The organism is Gilliamella sp. B2887, from assembly GCF_026537015.1.
Taxonomy (GTDB): domain Bacteria; phylum Pseudomonadota; class Gammaproteobacteria; order Enterobacterales; family Orbaceae; genus Gilliamella.
On the sequence record NZ_JAFNMX010000004.1, the window covers coordinates 127595 to 146080 of the forward strand.

At 30.4% G+C, this 18486-nt stretch carries 15 protein-coding genes; 2 read left to right on the forward strand and 13 right to left on the reverse strand.

All coding sequences use genetic code 11. The features are described 5' to 3' along the window. Positions 1-23 precede the first annotated feature (23 nt). From J3U13_RS05035 to msbA (J3U13_RS05045), 3 genes are read right to left on the reverse strand one after another with little or no spacing between them, the layout of a single operon-like run. Positions 24-1139, reverse strand: a complete 1116-nt coding sequence (locus tag J3U13_RS05035) for a glycosyltransferase family 9 protein (protein ID WP_267340560.1) — start codon at positions 1137-1139, stop codon at positions 24-26. 56 nt (positions 1140-1195) lie between these two features. Continuing rightward, positions 1196-2944: a lipid A ABC transporter ATP-binding protein/permease MsbA gene (msbA, locus tag J3U13_RS05040; RefSeq protein WP_416380310.1), complete on the reverse strand. Its 1749-nt coding sequence runs from the start codon at positions 2942-2944 to the stop codon at positions 1196-1198. A 34-nt stretch (positions 2945-2978) separates the two neighbouring features. After that, positions 2979-4715: a lipid A export permease/ATP-binding protein MsbA gene (msbA, locus tag J3U13_RS05045; protein WP_267340562.1), complete on the reverse strand. Its 1737-nt coding sequence runs from the start codon at positions 4713-4715 to the stop codon at positions 2979-2981. Positions 4716-4962: 247 nt separating this feature from the next. Between msbA (J3U13_RS05045) and J3U13_RS05050 the strand changes: the two genes are divergently transcribed. Next, positions 4963-5979 (forward strand): glycosyltransferase, encoded by a 1017-nt coding sequence (locus tag J3U13_RS05050; protein WP_267340563.1) that lies wholly within the window; start codon positions 4963-4965, stop codon positions 5977-5979. Between the two features lie 5 nt (positions 5980-5984). Here J3U13_RS05050 and J3U13_RS05055 read toward each other — a convergent pair whose 3' ends face one another. From J3U13_RS05055 to rfbB, 5 genes are read right to left on the reverse strand one after another with little or no spacing between them, the layout of a single operon-like run. Continuing rightward, on the reverse strand, positions 5985-6995 hold the full coding sequence (locus J3U13_RS05055) for a hypothetical protein (RefSeq protein ID WP_267340564.1): 1011 nt from the start codon (positions 6993-6995) through the stop codon (positions 5985-5987). Between the two features lie 13 nt (positions 6996-7008). After that, positions 7009-7875, reverse strand: coding sequence for a dTDP-4-dehydrorhamnose reductase (gene rfbD / locus J3U13_RS05060; RefSeq protein ID WP_267340565.1), 867 nt, complete (start codon positions 7873-7875; stop codon positions 7009-7011). 8 nt (positions 7876-7883) lie between these two features. Next, the gene (gene rfbC, locus J3U13_RS05065; protein WP_267340567.1) at positions 7884-8414 is read right to left on the reverse strand and encodes a dTDP-4-dehydrorhamnose 3,5-epimerase; all 531 of its coding nucleotides are present in this window, start codon (positions 8412-8414) and stop codon (positions 7884-7886) included. A gap of 8 nt (positions 8415-8422) precedes the next feature. Beyond that, positions 8423-9289 carry a glucose-1-phosphate thymidylyltransferase RfbA gene (gene rfbA, locus J3U13_RS05070; RefSeq protein ID WP_267340569.1) on the reverse strand — a complete coding sequence of 289 codons (867 nt, stop codon included), beginning with the start codon at positions 9287-9289 and terminating at the stop codon, positions 8423-8425. A 16-nt stretch (positions 9290-9305) separates the two neighbouring features. Beyond that, positions 9306-10373, reverse strand: coding sequence for a dTDP-glucose 4,6-dehydratase (rfbB, locus tag J3U13_RS05075; RefSeq protein ID WP_416380639.1), 1068 nt, complete (start codon positions 10371-10373; stop codon positions 9306-9308). A 187-nt stretch (positions 10374-10560) separates the two neighbouring features. Here rfbB and J3U13_RS05080 point away from each other — a divergent pair, with 187 nt between their 5' ends. Next, positions 10561-12852 (forward strand): glycosyltransferase, encoded by a 2292-nt coding sequence (locus J3U13_RS05080; protein WP_267340572.1) that lies wholly within the window; start codon positions 10561-10563, stop codon positions 12850-12852. Positions 12853-12951: 99 nt separating this feature from the next. On the opposite strand, the gene J3U13_RS05085 is transcribed toward J3U13_RS05080, so the two are convergent. The 5 genes from J3U13_RS05085 to J3U13_RS05105 form a co-directional block, all read right to left on the reverse strand. Continuing rightward, positions 12952-14484, reverse strand: coding sequence for a hypothetical protein (locus J3U13_RS05085; RefSeq protein ID WP_267340573.1), 1533 nt, complete (start codon positions 14482-14484; stop codon positions 12952-12954). Positions 14485-15110: 626 nt separating this feature from the next. Next, positions 15111-16352, reverse strand: a complete 1242-nt coding sequence (locus J3U13_RS05090; RefSeq protein WP_267340574.1) for a sigma 54-interacting transcriptional regulator — start codon at positions 16350-16352, stop codon at positions 15111-15113. Continuing rightward, positions 16333-17376 carry a beta-N-acetylhexosaminidase gene (gene nagZ, locus J3U13_RS05095; RefSeq protein WP_267340575.1) on the reverse strand — a complete coding sequence of 348 codons (1044 nt, stop codon included), beginning with the start codon at positions 17374-17376 and terminating at the stop codon, positions 16333-16335. Before nagZ ends, J3U13_RS05090 begins: the two co-directional genes overlap by 20 nt. After that, the gene (locus J3U13_RS05100; protein WP_267340576.1) at positions 17376-17999 is read right to left on the reverse strand and encodes a penicillin-binding protein activator LpoB; all 624 of its coding nucleotides are present in this window, start codon (positions 17997-17999) and stop codon (positions 17376-17378) included. The genes nagZ and J3U13_RS05100 overlap by 1 nt, the downstream gene beginning before the upstream one ends. Positions 18000-18002: 3 nt before the next feature. Beyond that, complete coding sequence (locus tag J3U13_RS05105; RefSeq protein WP_267340578.1) at positions 18003-18350, reverse strand: HIT domain-containing protein; 348 nt, start codon at positions 18348-18350, stop codon at positions 18003-18005. Positions 18351-18486 lie beyond the last annotated feature (136 nt).

Genomic DNA, 18486 nt, shown 5'->3' on the forward strand with positions numbered 1-18486 from the left:
CCTTTTTTCAGTGAGTATTCTTATTATTTGTTAAGCTCTTTATTCAATTGTTTTAAAATAATATTAACATCAAGGTTTGATATTAAATCGCCAAGCCCTGTTTTTACGTTTTCATTTGTAAAAATTTGAATTGCATTAGCATAATTTGGTCCCCACACCATATTATTTATAAACTTGCTATCAATAATTCTATTATTGTATATACAAATCATTTTTTTATCATACGTTGATGCTACATGGACAATTGAGGTATCAACGGTAATAACAAAGTCTGAATATTTAACCAATGCCACCGTATTAAAAAAACAAGACATTTGGTTGATAATAATATTTTGAGGAACTTTTATTCGAGAAATTTTATCTGATTCACCCACTACAATTGTTATATAGTTCTCTAATTGTGCTAAAAAAGATAAAATTATTTCAATTTGGGAATTCGAAAAACTTCTTGCAGTATTGGATCCAAAAGGGTTAAAAATAATGATTTTCTTCCCTAATGTGAAAAGTGGGTTTAAATAATCTTTTACTTCTTGTTCAATATTGGCTGGAATATTAAGATGGTATTTAATGCTATCGGTTTTAATATTTATCAATTCAAGCACTTTCTGACTCCGCATGGTTATGTGCGAAGTATATTCATGATAATCGATAGAAGAATCGTACAATTTATATTTCTCTTGATTAAACCCTATTGTATGTAATGGATTGATGAGTTTGATTATTTGAGAACGCCTAACGCTATTTGGCCCCTTATCTACAAGATCAACAACAACATCAATTTTAATATTATCGAGCTGTTCTTTTATCTTTGTGATGTTCTTATTCCTATCATAAAATAGGATACCATCAACAGTTATGAATTCATCAAATAAAAATGCAATTCTTTTCTCTACTACAACATAAACTTTAAAACTATTTTTTCTCAGAGACTCAATTAAATAAGATGTAACGATTGCATCACCAATACCTTGATCATTCATAAGAATAGCAACGCTAGAGTAATGCTCAAGTGTTAATAAAGATCGTTCTTTTTTTTTTCGGTTCAATAAGTATAGTTTAATTGCTGACTTTAATGGTTTTATCTTTAAATTTCTTTGTCTATTTAAATATTTAATACAACCCATTAACTTATTTATCATATTTCCTTTAATATCCTATAGTGCATAAATATTATTCATAAATAAAATATTATATATTAATCTGCTAAGTTACTTTTATATAATTTTGAATATAAGCCATTTTGGGATAATAATTCATGATGATTTCCTTGTTCAATAATTTCACCACTATCTATAACAAGAATTTTATCAGCTTTTTCAATAGTCGATAGTCGATGTGCTATAACAATTGAAGTTCGTCCTTTTTGCAATTCATTCAACGCTTCTTGAATTGCATTTTCAGACTCTGAATCTAATGCGGACGTAGCTTCATCCAAAATTAAAATTGGGTTATCACGCAATAAAGCTCTGGCTATGGCAATACGTTGACGTTGTCCTCCAGATAATAATACTCCATTTTCTCCAACAATTGTGTCAAATCCCTTTTCCAGTGCTTGTATAAAATCGTAGGCATAAGCTTTTTTAGCTGCTTCTTCAATCTGACTTTGTGAATACTCACCTATTCGCCCATAAGCAATATTATTGGCTATGGTATCATTGAATAAATGAACATTTTGAGAAACCAAACCAATTTGGTCTCGTAAACTGTATAAAGTTAAATCTTGTATATTATGGTTATCAATTAAGATCTCACCTTCACTTATATCATAAAAACGAGTAAGTAAACTTGCTATAGTGGTTTTGCCTGAACCTGAACGACCGACAAAGGCAATGGTTTTACCATGTTTTATTGTAAAATTGATATCTTTTAAAGCAGGTTTTTGTCGTGTTTCATAAGTAAAAGAAACATGTTTAAATTCTATATTACCTTTTGAACGTTCGATATTTATTTTGCCGCTATCTTTCTCAATAGGCTGGTCAAATATCGCAAATAAAGTCTGGCAAGCAGCCATCCCTTTTTGAAAGTCAGCATTGACACTTGTTAAACTTTTGATTGGTTGCATTAAAGCCACCAGAGAAGAAAACACAACGGTAAATTGTCCTGGGGTAATATTTAACTCTGGATTACTCGCCATTAATAACACAAAAGCAATGGCAAATGATATAATTAATTGAACAATTGGCGTAGATAAAGCAGAAATGGAAACTAATCGCATAGTATCCCTTCTAAATTTATTACTTACTTTTTCAAAATTAGTCGATTCTTCATCTTGAGCACCAAAAAGAATGATTTCTCTATGACCTTTTAGCATTTGTTCAACAGACATAGTGACATTACCCATTGAGTTCTGCATGTTTTTAGCCATTTTACGAAACTTTATTGATACAAATGTGATGAGTCCAATAACCACAGGCGTAATAAAAATTAATGATAGAGATAATTGCCAACTATTACTAAACATTGTATAGAATAATCCACAAATAAATGCAAATTCACGCACTATAGTAATCAAAGCATCAGAAGATGAAGAGGCAACTTGATCGGTATCATACGTTATACGCGATAATAACCGCCCAGCAGAATTTTTATCATAAAAACTCACTGGAGAATCAACAAAATGATTGAAAAGGCGTTGACGAATTTTAAGTACAATTTTGGATGATATTAAGGATAAAAAATAGGCATAACCGTAATTGGCTGCACCTCGAAGAAAAACTAGACCAAAAATATAAAATGGTGCCATAAATAAAAAGGTTTGATCATTTTCGACAAAACCTTTATCAAGTAAAGGTTGCAATATTGCAATAAGTGAAGTATCTGCAAATGCACTTAAAATTAATAATATTATTGAAAAAAAGAGCAAAATTTTATGCTTGGCAATATAGGGCCATAGCTTAGAAAACGTATGTAATGTTGAAAAATCTCGATCAATATCATTATTCATCGTTGAGCTATTGTATTTCATAATATAATTTTAATTAAGAGTTAAATTGTAGTTGATACATTGAAGCATAAATGCCATCTTGGGATAACAACGTTTGATGAGTACCTTCTTCTACAAGTTTTCCCCCATCAATAACTAAAATGCGATCAGCTTGTTCGATTGTCGATAGTCTATGTGCAATAATAATAGAAGTTCTATTTTTTCTTAAATGTTCAATTGCTTGTTGCACTAACCTTTCAGACTCATTATCTAAAGCAGATGTAGCTTCATCAAAGATAAGAATTGGATTATTACGCAAAAGAACTCTTGCAATAGCAATGCGTTGACGCTGACCTCCAGATAATAAAACACCATTATCGCCAATTTCAGTATGTATTCCATCTTCTAATTTATCAATAAATTCCATTGCATTTGCCTGCTTAGCTGCCTCAATAATATCTTGTATGCTATACTCTTTTTTGGCACCGTACGTTATATTTTCTGCAATGGTTCCATTAAATAAATGCACCTGCTGAGATACATATCCAATTTGGTCACGCAATGATCTTAGCGTATATTGTTTGATATTAATAGAATCAATTAATATCTCACCTTTAACAATATCATAAAATCTTGGTAATAAACTTGCTATTGTCGATTTTCCTGCTCCAGATCGACCCACTAATGCAACGGTTTCACCTTTCTTAATTGTAAAACTGATATTTTTTAATGCAGGGAAACTATTTGTTGGATAAGTGTATGTCACATGACGAAAAACAATATTACCTTTTACCCCTTTTAATTCAATTGTTCCATTATCTTCTTCTAAAGGAGTGGCTAAAAGAGCAAATAGCGATTCACAAGCAACAGAACCTTTTTGTAATTCAAGGTGAACACTGGTTAATTCTCTTAATGGTCTCATCATAGCCACCATTGCGGAAAAAACAACAGTAAATGAGCCGGGTGTGATATCTAAAGTTTGACTTGCAACAAGAAACAATATTAAACCTAAAGCGGCAGTAGCAACTAATTGGATAATAGGTGAGGACAATCCAGAAACTAAAACGATTTTTAATAGACCTCGCCTAAAAATTTTGTTAATAGTATAAAAGTTTTCTTTTTCATATTTTTGGGCATTATAAACCAGAATTTCTTTATGCCCTTTAATCATCTCATCAGCTGCAGTTGTTATGGTGCCAATGCCTTTTTGCATTGAAATTAGAGCTTTACGAAATTTCTTTGCAATAAATTGAGCAATAAAAATAACTACAGGTACAACAACAATTAATACAGAAGCTAATTTCCAATTGCCATAAAACATGACTACACATAAACCAATAGCATACGCGATTTCTCTGACGAGTATAATTAAAGCATCCGATGACGCCTTTGATAATAATTGCGTATTATAAGTGATTAGAGTAACGAGATCCCCAATTGAACTTTTATGGAGAAAACTTGTTGGGCTTTTGACTAGATGATTAAAAATTAATTGGCGAAATTTAGTTACCACTTTTCCTGATAACCAAGAGAGACAATAAGTAGAAAAATAATTTGATAACCCACGTAAAGCAATCAAGCCAATAATACCAATTGAAAAAAGAACCAAAAGTTCATAATTTTTATCCATTAATCCATTATCTAACAATGGTTTAGTTAGTGAAATTAATGTTGCGTCAGTTGCAGCATTTAATAAAAGTGCAATAACAGCAACTATTAAAGCTTTTTTATATGGAGAAATAAATGGCCACAATTGTTTAATTGTGTTTAATGAGCTATATTTATTTTTCATAAAAGAGAACAATTCATCAAAACATTAATTATACTACATAAACAGTATTGTTTGATATTTTATTTCAATTCTTTTTCAACTAGAAATAATTTGTATTATCTATATAATAACTAATGAATTAAATTTCATGTATAATTTAATTTATTTCATGTGATGTTTAATCAGTATGTTAAATGTTTACACCAACCGTACGCTTATTTTAATAGAATGCGTTTATTTGTAGATTATTACAAATAGGAAATCAGCAATGTATCTCGATGCTAATCATATTATTAAAAAAAAAATAACTTTTGATAGTAATAATAGTAGCAATACTAATCAGCTTGATATAGCTTATGGAATAGATGAGAATTTTTTCTTAGGTTGTGCTGTTTCGATTTCTTCCATTTTAATCTTTAACCCTAATCTCAATTTTTCTTTTCATATATTTACAAATCATTTAACGAATGAGTTTGAAAAAAATCTAAATTTGCTGACTGAACAATATAAAACAAATATCACTTTATATTTAGTTGATGATATAAGTTTGTCTAAACTTCCAACAACAAAAAACTGGACCATAGCAACTTATTTTAGATTTATAGTAGCCGATTATTTTTATCAAAAAATTGATAAAATTCTTTATATTGATGCAGATATAATATGCAAAGGATCAATAGAAGAATTATTCACGTTACCCTTTGAAGAAAATATCGCTTATGTTGTTACAGACAAAGATGCTATCTGGTGGAATAAATGTGCAACTCGGCTTGATGAAGATAAATTGACAAAAAGTTATTTTAATGCCGGTTTTTTACTTATGAATTTAGATAAGTGGCATGAATTCAATATAAATGGTAAAGCATTAGAACTACTTTCTGATACCAATAAATCAAAAAAGTTTACCCATCTCGATCAGGATGTTTTGAATTTGTTGCTTCTGGATAAAGTGAAATATCTTGATAAAAAGTACAATCAACAAGTAAGCATTAATTATGAATTGAAATATAAAAATAGCACCTATTCACCTCATTTAGATCAAGCTATATTAATACATTATATTGGACCAACTAAACCTTGGCATGTATGGGCTAACTATTATAAATGTGCACAATACTTTATAAAAGCAAAACAACAATCACCATTGAGATCTTTACCACTACTACCTGCTAGTACTGCTACTCAAATGAGATATTGTTCGAAACATAAAATGCATCAGAAAAAATATTTTTCTGGAATAATTTGCAATATTATTTATTGCCTTAAAAAACTAATTAAACATTAATAAAATCAAACATACCGGATTAAATCATTTTTAATAGTCGTTAACATTGCATCAGCGCTATACTGATACAAAATATTCAATGAAACAGGTGTAAACCTTGTATGTAAAAAATTTATGATGTCTTGATCATTCTGATCATCAAGAATAAAAATCTGATTAGCATTATAAAAATCATATTTTTTAATTGATTTATTTGTAGTGATTAATTTTTTATTAAACAAAATCGCTTCGATGGCCCTTAAGGTTACCCCTGTTTGACCAATTTGTACTATTTCTAAAATAATATCACTTTGTTTTACCTTTTCTATATTGTCAAAATAACTTATTTTTTTTCCTAAAGTGTAATATTTTGATTGCTCAATAGTTGCATTCGCTTTATTAAGTGCTTCATAATTGATTAAATTAAAATCAGTTTCATAATTGTTAAGTTGCAATATAGGCGCAAGTTTATTAATCACCTCGACTCGATTTTTCCAATATTCACCAATAAAAAAACATTTTTTTACTGTTTTATTATCAAATGTATTTTCTCGAATTTTTTTCATCTCAGAGAGACTAAAAGGTAAAAACTGATTCAAATAGATAAAATGATATTTTTTACAATCGTCAAAATCAAAACTGTATATTTTATCAAAGTGAGGCGTAATTTTAGAGATAAAATCTTCATCCTGACGTAGCCATTTTTTTTTGTTTTTCATACTATTGTTTAATACATCAATAGTATCTCTTAAAACCAACACTCGATGGCAATTCACATCTTTAACTAAATCTATAAATCCTGATATGCCAAAACCACTGCATAATAAAATATCTTCAGGCTTTAACTTTCTTAACTTTATTAATTGATTTAATTTGATAAACCATTTTCGAGGAAAATTTTTTCTTTCTAATGAAAAATTGATAGTTCTAAAATGCTTCATTAATTTATTAAAAAGTACTACATCATACTCATGTTTGAGAGAGTTGATCATATACTTTTCATAATCCGCATTCCATTCTGCAAAATAAATAGTCATGAGATCATTGAATTTAATTATCAAAATGAATTTTAGAAATACTGTCAATTAACCCTTTATTCCAATCTGAGGCTGATAATCCGTGCTTACCTAATTTCTCAACACTCATTACCGAATATTTTGGTCTTGTGGCTTTTGTAGGAAAAGCTTCAGTTTTGATCGGGATGATTTCTGGAGATTGGGTTATTATTTTTTGGTTTAAAGCAATTTCAAAGATTCTTTTGGCAAACAAAAACCAAGATGTTGAACTATCACCACAAAAATGATAAATGCCTCCATCTATTTTTTTATGAAGCAATTGAAGAATTAGTTGAGCCAAATCGCCTGCGTAAGTTGGATTACCGAGTTGATCATCAATTATGGATAATTGTTTTTTTTCAGTAGCTAATCTCAACATCGTTTTAACAAAATTATTACCATAAGGGCTAAATACCCATGAAGTTCGAATAACAATAGCTGTTGGGTCATTATCTAAAACTGCTATTTCCCCCTTACGTTTTGTTTCACCATAGATATTAATAGGATTAGTAATATCTTCTTCAATATAAGGAATATTGTTAGTTCCATCAAAAACATAATCAGTAGAAACATGAAAAAATTTTGCATTATATTTTCTTGATGATATAGACAAGTTTTTAGGACCTATAACATTGACGCTATATGCCAGTTGAGGTTCATCTTCTGCTTTATCAACAGCGGTATATGCCGCAGCATTGATAATTGCATCAGGCTTATATTTAGCGATAAAACAATCGACCGCATATTCATCAGTAATATCAAGTTGTTCAGCATCAGTTTTAATTAGTTCCCATTTAGATGGGAAAATATCTACAAAACAATTACCTAATTGACCATTAGCTCCAGTTAACAAAACTTTCATATGATTTATTATAGCTCCTGTAATGTTTTACCTAATTTGTCTTTTTCAGATAAAATTGGCGTTGATATTGGCCAAGTAATATTTACTGTTGGATCATTCCAAAGTAGACATCCTTCGGAGTTAGGATCATAATAGTTGGTGCATTTATACTCAAAATCTGCGATATCAGACAAGACTAAAAAACCATGAGCAAGGCCAGGAGGAATCCACAATTGACTCTTATTCTCTTCAGAAAGAAGAACACCGACCCATTTACCATAAGTTGATGAATCTTTTCTGATATCTACAGCCACATCAAATACTTCACCTCTAACAACTCTAACAAGCTTGCCTTGTGGATTTTGTTTTTGAAAATGTAAACCTCTTAAAACATTTTTTTGTGACCGAGAATGATTATCTTGAACAAAAGTTAAATTGATTTTTAACTTTTCTTGATAACGCTTTTGTTCAAAAGTTTCTAAAAAAAAACCGCGTTGATCCCCAAAAACTTTAGGATTAATTATTTTCACATCAGGAATTTTTGTTTCAATTATTTGCATTTATTTACCTATTCTTTAATTAATTGAGATAAATATTGTCCATACAATGTTTTACCTAAATTAGCTGCTTCTTGTTTTACTTGCTCCAAAGTTAACCAACCATTACGATAGGCAATCTCTTCAAGACACGCTATTTTCAATCCTTGACGTTTTTCAATGATCTGAACAAAAGATGAAGCTTCAATTAAACTATCATGGGTTCCTGTATCGAGCCAAGAAAATCCTCTACCAAGTATTTCAACATTTAATAATCCTGCTTCTAAATACATTTGATTAAGTGTTGTTATTTCCAATTCTCCTCTATACGAAGGCTTAATCTCTTTGGCCATCTCAACAACATTTTCATCATAAAAATAAAGTCCTGTGACAGCCCAATTTGATTTTGGTTTTATTGGCTTTTCCTCTATTGATAATGCTTTAAAATTTTCATCGAAATCAACGACACCAAAACGTTCTGGATCTACAACTTGATATCCAAAAATGGTTGCTCCTTCAGTTTGTGTCATCACTTTTTGTAGTTTCTTACCAAAACTTTCACCAAAAAATAAATTATCTCCTAAAATCAAACTGCATTTTTGACCTTTAATAAACTCTTCACCAATCAAAAAAGCTTGAGCCAAGCCTTCTGGTCTTGGTTGTTCGGCAAAACTGAGCTTAATTCCAAATCGTGAACCATCACCTAATAGTCGTTTGAACATCGGTAAATCATCTGGAGTTGAAATAATTAATATGTCAGTAATACCAGCAATCATAAGAACAGATATTGGATAATAAATCATAGGCTTATCATATATGGGAAGTAATTGTTTTGAAATACCTCGTGTTATAGGATATAGCCGAGTTCCCGAACCGCCTGCAAGCACAATTCCTTTCATAAATTAACCTAACCTTTTAATTTAAAATGCCTTGTCTAGATCTGGCGTAAGAACCATCTTTTATATGGTCACACCAAGCTCGATTATGCAAATACCATTCAACTGTTTTACGCATACCGCTTTCAAATGTTTCTTGTGGCTTCCAACCTAAATCATGATGGATTTTTGAAGCATCAATCGCATACCTTTGATCATGACCTGGTCTATCAGTAACATTAGTAATGAGATCTTTATAATGTTTAATATTATAAGGCTTAGTTGGCACTAATTCTTCAAGTAATTCGCAGATAATATTGACCACATCAATATTTTTCTGCTCATTATGTCCACCTATGTTATAAGTTTCTCCATTTTTTGCCTGAGTGGCAACAAGATAAAGTGCTCTAGCATGATCCTCAACATATAACCAATCTCTAATTTGTTGTCCATTACCATAAACAGGCAAAGATTTACCTTCTAAAGCATTTAAAATCATCAGAGGAATTAATTTTTCGGGAAAATGATAAGGACCATAGTTATTTGAACAATTGGTTATAACTGTAGGTAAATTAAATGTTCTATGCCAAGCACGAACTAAATGATCACTCGATGCTTTAGATGCGGAATACGGACTACTTGGAGAATAAGGCGTTTTTTCAGTAAAAAGATTGTTTGTACCATGTAAATCACCATATACTTCATCGGTAGAAATATGATGAAAACGAAAATGTTTTTGCCTATCTGAATCTAATTTTTTCCAATAAGCTAATGCTTCTTCCAAAAGCGAAAAAGTACCAATTACATTGGTTTCTATAAAGGTAGACGGATTATCAATTGATCGATCAACATGACTTTCAGCAGCTAAATGCATAATAATATTAGGCTGAAATTCATTAATTGCTTTCGATAAAGAGTTTCTATCACAAATATCAATCTGTTTAAAATAAAATCGATTACTATTAAATACTTTATCTAAAGACTCTAAATTCCCTGCATAAGTTAATTTATCAATAACTAACACTTCATCGTCGGTTTGCTCTATGAGATAGCGAACAACTGCAGAACCAATAAAACCAGCACCGCCAGTAATTATTATTTTCATAATTTGAATCCGAAATAATTAGTTTAACTTAATATAATTAATGGATTAGTTTATCATGCTTTAGCATGAATTTAAATGAATTAATATTCATATGGTTAATTGAACTTAAATAAATAATATTACATGTTTAATTGAATCAAAAATAGCGTTATAATTTTAGAAATCTGAATTATAAATGGTGAGGAAATAGATGTTAAAAAGAACTAAGTCAAAATCCGCAGTGAAAATAAAATGTTTAGGAATCACTATTTATAAAAGAAAACTTGACTCAAATGAGCAATTTTTTTTAAAAAAAATCTTAGTGATAAAACGCGAGAATGGCTTTAAAAAAATAAATTTTCTTGGTTTTAATATTTTATCAAAAAAGTTACCAGTTAAAAGTAATGTCTTAAATCCAGATAGTAGTAATTTGTTTAACCAATGCGAAATAAAATCTGAACTACAAAAAAAATTATGGTTTACACCATTTTCTCCTGAGGATCATTTATGGGATGAATTGCAACCCGCTAAATATTCTTCTAAAACACGATGTGTCGTCATCTTACCTATTTATAAAGGTTTAGATGAATCCTTATGTTCAATTTATCATGCACTAAAAAGTAGAACTACTGATGAGTATAGTTTATTAGTCATCAATGATGCAGGCCCTGATAAAGAATTAAATCTAAAACTTGAAGAGCTTTCTCAAAAAGGGCTATTTGATTATCATCTCAATAAAGAAAATCTTGGATTTGTTAAAACTATTAATTTTGCCATAAGCAATTTATCTCATAATCTGGATGTAATCTTATTAAATTCTGATGCCTTTGTATTTGAAGGTTGGTTTGAAAGAATGATTGCATATGCTGATAATGATAAATCGATAGCCACCATTACACCTATGTCTAATAATGCCACTATTTGTAGTTATCCATTTACCTGTCAAGATAATAATAAGGTTCTTGAAGTCACTCCTGCTGAATTGGATCAATTAGCCGCTAAGATAAACAAAGGGAGCTATGTTGAAACGCCAACTGGCGTAGGTTTTTGTTTTTATATGAGAAGAGAAGTTATTGATAAAATTGGTTTGTTAGATGATCATGCTTTCAAAGTTGGATACGGTGAAGAAAATGATTTTTGCATGAGGGCACTTCACGCCGGTTTCAAGAATATTATTATCGGAGATGTCTTTGTATTTCATGTTGGTTCTGTGTCTTTTTCTGCTATAAAAGCCGAAAATATGAAAAAAGGGGAAAATGCCTTAAAACTGAAGCATCCAAATTATTTAAACATGGTGCATCATTTTATCAATGTTGATCCGGTTTTAGTCCTTAGACGTAATTTAGATATTGCCAGATTAAAATTAAAACTTGAAAATCGAAAAACTGTTGTGATTGTCTCTCATGCATGGGATGGTGGTATCAATACTTATCTAAAACAAATAGTAAAACAGTTTAGAAATCAAAATATTGATTGCATTCTATTAAAAGTTCATGATAAAAAATGTTATTCAATTGAAATTCCAGAAAATTATCACTTAGAAATACCTAATTTAAAGAATTTATCTTTAAGTTGTGATTTTGCATTTTTAAACTTCTTTTTAAAAACTATTCAACCAACTTTAATACATATCAATAGTTTTGCTGGTCTTGATTGGCATCATCATGAAAAACTTCTGTACTATTTTGCATCATCAGATTGGATTTATAAGTTTATCGTCCATGACTACGCATGCATGTCGTATGATTATAAACTGTTGAGTCCAGAACATATTTATAAAGGTATACCAACTATTGCTCAAAGAAATATTTGGAACAACGGAAAATCGTTACCTGCTGATTATGAGATGAATATTTCCGATGCTATTGCAAAGCATAAGGCTTACAACCTGTTTTTTAATAAATGTTCTAAGATCGAAGCGCCATCTAATCGAGCTCGTGACATAATATTATTTGATTTTCCTGAAATAAATATTGATGTTATTCCACATGAAAATGTGTTCAATAATATTATTCCGGCACAACGAAATAAAAATAAAGATATAATAAAAATTGCATCTATAGGCGCATTAAGCATTGAAAAAGGATCACAATTATTAGCTACATTGGCCATCGATGCAAAAAACCGAGACTTGAAATTATCTTATTTTTTAGTTGGTTACAGTAATTCTGATGATCAACATGTAATGCAAACAAATAATGTCCAAGTGACTGGTAAATATCAAAATGATGAAGAATGTATTAACTTGCTCAGAGAGATTTCCCCTGATTTGATATTGTTACCTAGTATATGGGAAGAGACTTTCTCTTATACATTATCAATCGCTTTAGCTTTAAAAATACCGACATTGGTGTTTGATATTGGAGCGCAAGGAGAGAGAAGCAAAGACCACAGTTGGGTTGTAAAGTTAGATCCATTGTTGATGCATAATCCAAGAGGCATTTCGGATTTAATATTAAATTTAAACTTAGATAAACTATGGAAAGAAGCTTCAAAAATGTAACATGGTTAATTTTTGACGACTAATCAATGTAAAACAATCTTTTTATTATGTTTTTTATCACTGAATAACATATAAAAGATTGTTTTTCTTATAATAAACTTAATCAACATTTTTGTTATAAAGTCTTTTAATTTTTCGTGCTAATCTTTTAAAAAATGTATTTTTATATTTATAATATCGAGTTTCTAATTTATTGTATGAATTAAGTAATAGGTTATAGTTATCTAAAATGAGCTGATTTTTCGATAATTGATTATTATAGTCTTCAAGTAATTGGCTCAGTTTGTTTGAAATAGATTCTTTTTGCTCTATTAATACCTTATTAGTATCAGATATTTTTTGATGTTTTATTGAAAGTTCTTCATAATTATTTGAAAGATCGTGAATTTTTGTTGAAAATTCTTGATATTTCGACAAAAGCTCTTGATGCGTTGCTAAAAGTTCTTCGTATTTCGTTAAAAGTTCTTGATGTTTTAAATTTTGATCATCGACCTTTGAACACATCACACTTTTTTGAGATTGTAATTCAGCATTTTTAATGATTAATTCATTGTTATTATACAACAGTTGTTTATGCTCTAATAATAAACTATTGTATGCATTATAATATTGCTTAATAGATTTTACGATTTCTGATTCCAATCTTATCTTTTGACGTTCCCCCAAATTTAAAGTTTTTCTTAAAATATTTTCTTTAGAGTTAATGATTATAGTTCTAATATATTTATCTAAGCTGTATTTATCTAAAGTTTCACTCTTGATTTTTGATACATCACATTTAGCTTTTGGAAAATAAGTTATTATTTCCTCAACAATTTCACTCGAAGATATTCGCCTTAAACAACATCTTCCAGAATAATTAAACTGTTCTGCGATTTTATAATTTTCGAGCAATATCCACCCTACTCCACCAAAATGGTCATAGCAGTAAACAGGAGTGTTACTAACAATGGCATATTGTACTGTTTTTCCTATTGTAATAATAGCATCAGCTTCTTCAACCATTTTCGATGTCAATCTTACTACATTTCCTCTTACACCAATATTTATTATGTTTAATCCATGTTCATTTTTTAAAATTTCTAGTGCATCTAACATCTCTTGTGGTGGATGATTACTAACTAAAAGTATATTCTTTAATTGTTCATTATTAGAATCTTTTTCACAAAAAAACTCTGAGGGAGCGGCGTTATAAAAAACTTCACAAAGATTAGTAGGAATCCCAAATTTACTAAAATGATTATAAGTTTCTTCACTATTAAATAAAATTTTGTTAGCTAATAACCTTTCAGTATATAAACCAAAACTCTCTAAATGTTCATAAGGGGATAAATGCGCAAAAACAAAGAAAGTTTTACTATTAAAACTTTCAATATAATGATTTACAAGAATTGGTAATACCTGATGTTGAGACCAAACAATATCGTAATTAAAGGGATTTGGTAATTCATCGGTTGTGAATAAATTGATATCAGAATTTTTAGCGATCTCAATTATAGGAGAACCTATGTAATTCGCCACAATATCTACCAAATAATTGTTTTTCTTGAAGGATTCTGCAACTTCTAATGCAACTATTTCAGAACCACCAATGCTTGCCATATGATTAGTACATATCAATACTTTTAACATAAACACTTAACCCTACTATTCAATTAATAAATTAACTTTTGACGTTAAAGCTAGTTTATTTTCAGTATGAGAAATAAAACAATGAGGGATAAAAATAATATTAATTATTAGAATCCAATTAATTATTGCTCATTACGTCATAAATGGCTTTGAAATATGCATAAGAATGATAGACCCTATTATTTTTTAATTTAGCGTGATTGATGTCATCCTTGAAGTAATTGGGTAAAATCTCTACCTTATAAAGTACAATAAAATAACCACTATTATCATAACAACTTTAAATAGCTTATTTGCTATTTTGTATATTTAATCATGGAGGCAACATAAGTAGTAAGTCCTATATTAATATAATCGTTTACTTTAAATGAATCTTGTAGGACTAGTTTTTCTTCTTTTCTGTTGCTCTTTAACATTGGTGAAGTCATTTTTGTTTCGATAATCAAATAGACAGAAGCCAATAATAATAAAGGCTAGATAAAACTCCTATAATTACCTTACTCATGATACAGTTTTTTTAATTTTTATATCATTTTAACATACTTTTTTTAAAAAACTTCAAGCACAGATAATAAATAGATTGATTTAATTGAAATAATTCAATTTGAATCAATCGCTAAGTGTATTTATCTACCTATTCCATAATCCCTAAGCTTATTAGCAATAGCAGTATGTGAAACCCCCAATCTTTTTGCAAGTTTTCTGGAACTTGGGTATTCAATATACAAGCTTTTTAAGATTTCTTTTTCAAACTGTTTCGTCATTTCATCAAGAGTTTTATTTTCCATATTATTAACCCATGATAATTGGGCACGATTTTCTGTTGGTAACACAATATCTTTGGCTGTTAATGTTGACGATTTCAGTTGTGCCAAAGCTGAATAGAGGACATTTTTAAGTTGTCTTACATTGCCTGGCCAAGGATAGCGTTTAAAACAATCAATCACACTAGCATCAATAGTAGGTGAAATAATGCCTTGTTTATGAGCAAATTCATCCACAAAAATTTGTGTAAGCGAGGCAATATCATCTTTACGTTCTTGCAATGACGGTAGATTAAGAGGTAAAACATTTATACGATAATAAAGATCTTTTCTAAATTTACCTTGTTCAACTAAACCAGCTAAATCACCTTTAGTTGCACAAATGATACGTACATCTACATAAACTTCATCATCATCACCAACACGTCGAAAATAGCCATCATTAATAAAACGTAGTAATTTAGTTTGCATTTGAAATGACATTTCATCAATACCATCTAGTAAAACTGAACCGCCGTTCGCTTGCTCAAAAAAACCTTTTTTGCTCTCAACAGCACCAAGATAAGCTCCCGCAGCATGACCGTATAACTCGCTTTCAACCACGTCATCTGGCATAGCGGCACAATTTAATGCTAAAAAGATTTGATCGCCTCGTGAACTGTATTGATGACAAGCATGGGCAAGCAAGTCTTTGCCGGTTCCTGTTTCACCCGATATTAATAATGGTTCACGCTGCATTGAAAATGCTTTTGCCTGTGCAATAAGTTTTTGCATAATAGCGCTTTGTGTAGCAAAAATATCAAAAGCCTGTTGATCAACGACATTAATTTTCGATAACCGTTTTTTTAAGTACTCAATTGATTGTATGATAAATATTGTTCTTAACGATTCCACTACTTTTTGTAATAAATAGTATTGACTATTTATTACAATAATCGTGTCATCCTGCGTGTCCAAATTAACCGTGTTATCGAGAGAAAATACATTTTGATAATTAAAAGGTTGATTTAAATTTAACATATCAGACGAAATCAGTTGACCAGCTTGTTGATTATAGGTAACTAATTGTTGGTTATTATTGATTTCAATGATTGCTGCTTGCATAATCTGCCCATTTTTCATTTAATTTGGTTAATTTATCACGACGATGCCGCCACTCAAGGCTTTTAGTTAATTCATCAAAGGTTATTTTAGTCTCGGATAATAAAAGTTTTGCTTTATTTGTTGCTAGAGGCTGAATTTTATTTAAAAACATCAACTGCTTCAAAATCGCTAATGAACCTTGTCGATTATTACAAGCTAAAAGCAGATCGCACCCTGCGGCTAATGCAGCCTGTGCTCGTTGAGCATGATTTCCCATTACTGATGCACCTTCCATTGATAAATCATCAGAAAAAATCACACCCTTAAAATGTAACTGTTTTCGAAGCACTGTTTTGAGCCAGTATGACGACCCACTGGCTGGTTTATCATCAAATGCAGGATAAATCACATGTGCGGGCATAATTGCATCAAGTTGATTATCCATAATAAGTTTTGAGAAAATTTGCATATCTTGTTCAATCAATAACTTTTTACGATCATCAATAGGTGTTTCTTTATGTGAATCGGCAATAACATGACCATGACCAGGAAAATGTTTTCCTGTAGTTTTCATCCCTGCCACATGCATACCATCAATCATAGCTGAAGCAATTTGATAAGCAATATTAATATCAGAATGAAAGGATCGACTCCCTATCGCTAAACAGTCATGACCCAAATCTAACACCGGTGCGAAACTGAGATCAATATCAAAAGCAATCAGCTCCATAGCTAATACCCAACCCGCATCAAATGCTAATGATTTAGCATGTTCAATATCGTTAAGTGCAGCAAAAGCTTGTGCTGGTGGAATAAGAGTAAATCCCTGTTTAAAGCGTTGAACGCGCCCACCTTCATGATCGACTGAAATTAATAATCGCTCACTACATGCCGCACGGATCTGCTTTATCAATTCGCTCAACTGTTTTGGTTCTTGATAATTACGGCTAAATAGAATCACACCAGCAACCAATGGATTTTGAAGTAATCTTTTATCATCATCGGTAAGCGATATGCCATCAAGATCGATCAGTAATGGCCCCATTACTTACTTGCCTCACTAAAATGATTATCTATGGTACGTTGCTTAGGAAAATCTTTAGATGTTACCCGATTTAAGATTTCACCTGTTCGGGTTGAAATTAATTCCATAGAAAGATTAGCGTCGTCATTCTCAGTCGGTATTTTGTAAATAGTGGTAAAAAGAACATAACTAGCATTCATTGATTTGGCTAATCCAATCATTTTACCCCGAGAAACCAACTTATCATCAGGCGAAATGCCCAACGCTTGTTTAGCTTGATTGATAGATTGTCGACTGGCGACAGTAAATTTATTTTGTTTATTCATTAACTGATGTAACACTTCATCAATTTGGTTATTTACCAGATAATCACCACTTCGATTTTGAATATCACTAATTAACAAAATTTTGTTTTCATCATTTAAAGAAGATAAATCATTCATCAATTTATTTGTAAATGGTGATAAAATTGTATACCAATCCGTTTTCATAGTGATTAAAGGTGGGGTTTCAATCACATCTCCATCAGAAGGTTTTACAATAACTGGAGGCGTTACTGTTCCGCTCATATTATCTAAAAGATGACAACCCGTTAAAACAAAAGCTATTGCCGAAGTAACAACTATGCGTTTTATCTGTTTCATATATTAACCTATTAATCGACCTAATTTTTTTCCACCCAACAAATGCATGTGAATATGAAAGACTTCTTGTCCCGCATCTTTATTACAGTTCATAATTAAACGGTAACCACTTTCATCAATACCTTCCTGTTTGGCTATTTTTGCGGCAACAAGCACCATATGCCCAAGTACAATCTCATCTTCTTCTTGAATATCGTTAACGGTAGGAATAAGTTTATTTGGAATAATTAAAATATGTGTCGGAGCTTGAGGCGATATATCACGAAAAGCGGTCACTTTATCGTCTTGAAAAACAATATCAGAAGGAATTTCTTTCCGAATAATTTTACTAAAAATAGTTTCCTGAGCCATCACGTTTCTCCTTTTTATCGTATGTCTATAAGTAAAAAATTGTATTGGCTCAAGCATAACATATTTTGATATCAATAATGTATAGATATCGTTACATTTTAGCGTGTAGCCTTTTATTTAAATATAAAAAATATCA

Coding starts and splice junctions, on each gene's coding strand:
- J3U13_RS05035 (WP_267340560.1), bottom strand. CDS start 1,139: ATGATAAATAAGTTAATGGGTTGTATTAAATATTTAAATAGACAAAGA.
- msbA (WP_416380310.1), bottom strand. CDS start 2,944: ATGAATAATGATATTGATCGAGATTTTTCAACATTACATACGTTTTCT.
- msbA (WP_267340562.1), bottom strand. CDS start 4,715: ATGAAAAATAAATATAGCTCATTAAACACAATTAAACAATTGTGGCCA.
- J3U13_RS05050 (WP_267340563.1), top strand. CDS start 4,963: ATGTATCTCGATGCTAATCATATTATTAAAAAAAAAATAACTTTTGAT.
- J3U13_RS05055 (WP_267340564.1), bottom strand. CDS start 6,995: ATGACTATTTATTTTGCAGAATGGAATGCGGATTATGAAAAGTATATG.
- rfbD (WP_267340565.1), bottom strand. CDS start 7,875: ATGAAAGTTTTGTTAACTGGAGCTAATGGTCAATTAGGTAATTGTTTT.
- rfbC (WP_267340567.1), bottom strand. CDS start 8,414: ATGCAAATAATTGAAACAAAAATTCCTGATGTGAAAATAATTAATCCT.
- rfbA (WP_267340569.1), bottom strand. CDS start 9,289: ATGAAAGGAATTGTGCTTGCAGGCGGTTCGGGAACTCGGCTATATCCT.
- J3U13_RS05080 (WP_267340572.1), top strand. CDS start 10,561: ATGTTAAAAAGAACTAAGTCAAAATCCGCAGTGAAAATAAAATGTTTA.
- J3U13_RS05085 (WP_267340573.1), bottom strand. CDS start 14,484: ATGTTAAAAGTATTGATATGTACTAATCATATGGCAAGCATTGGTGGT.
- J3U13_RS05090 (WP_267340574.1), bottom strand. CDS start 16,352: ATGCAAGCAGCAATCATTGAAATCAATAATAACCAACAATTAGTTACC.
- nagZ (WP_267340575.1), bottom strand. CDS start 17,376: ATGGGGCCATTACTGATCGATCTTGATGGCATATCGCTTACCGATGAT.
- J3U13_RS05100 (WP_267340576.1), bottom strand. CDS start 17,999: ATGAAACAGATAAAACGCATAGTTGTTACTTCGGCAATAGCTTTTGTT.
- J3U13_RS05105 (WP_267340578.1), bottom strand. CDS start 18,350: ATGGCTCAGGAAACTATTTTTAGTAAAATTATTCGGAAAGAAATTCCT.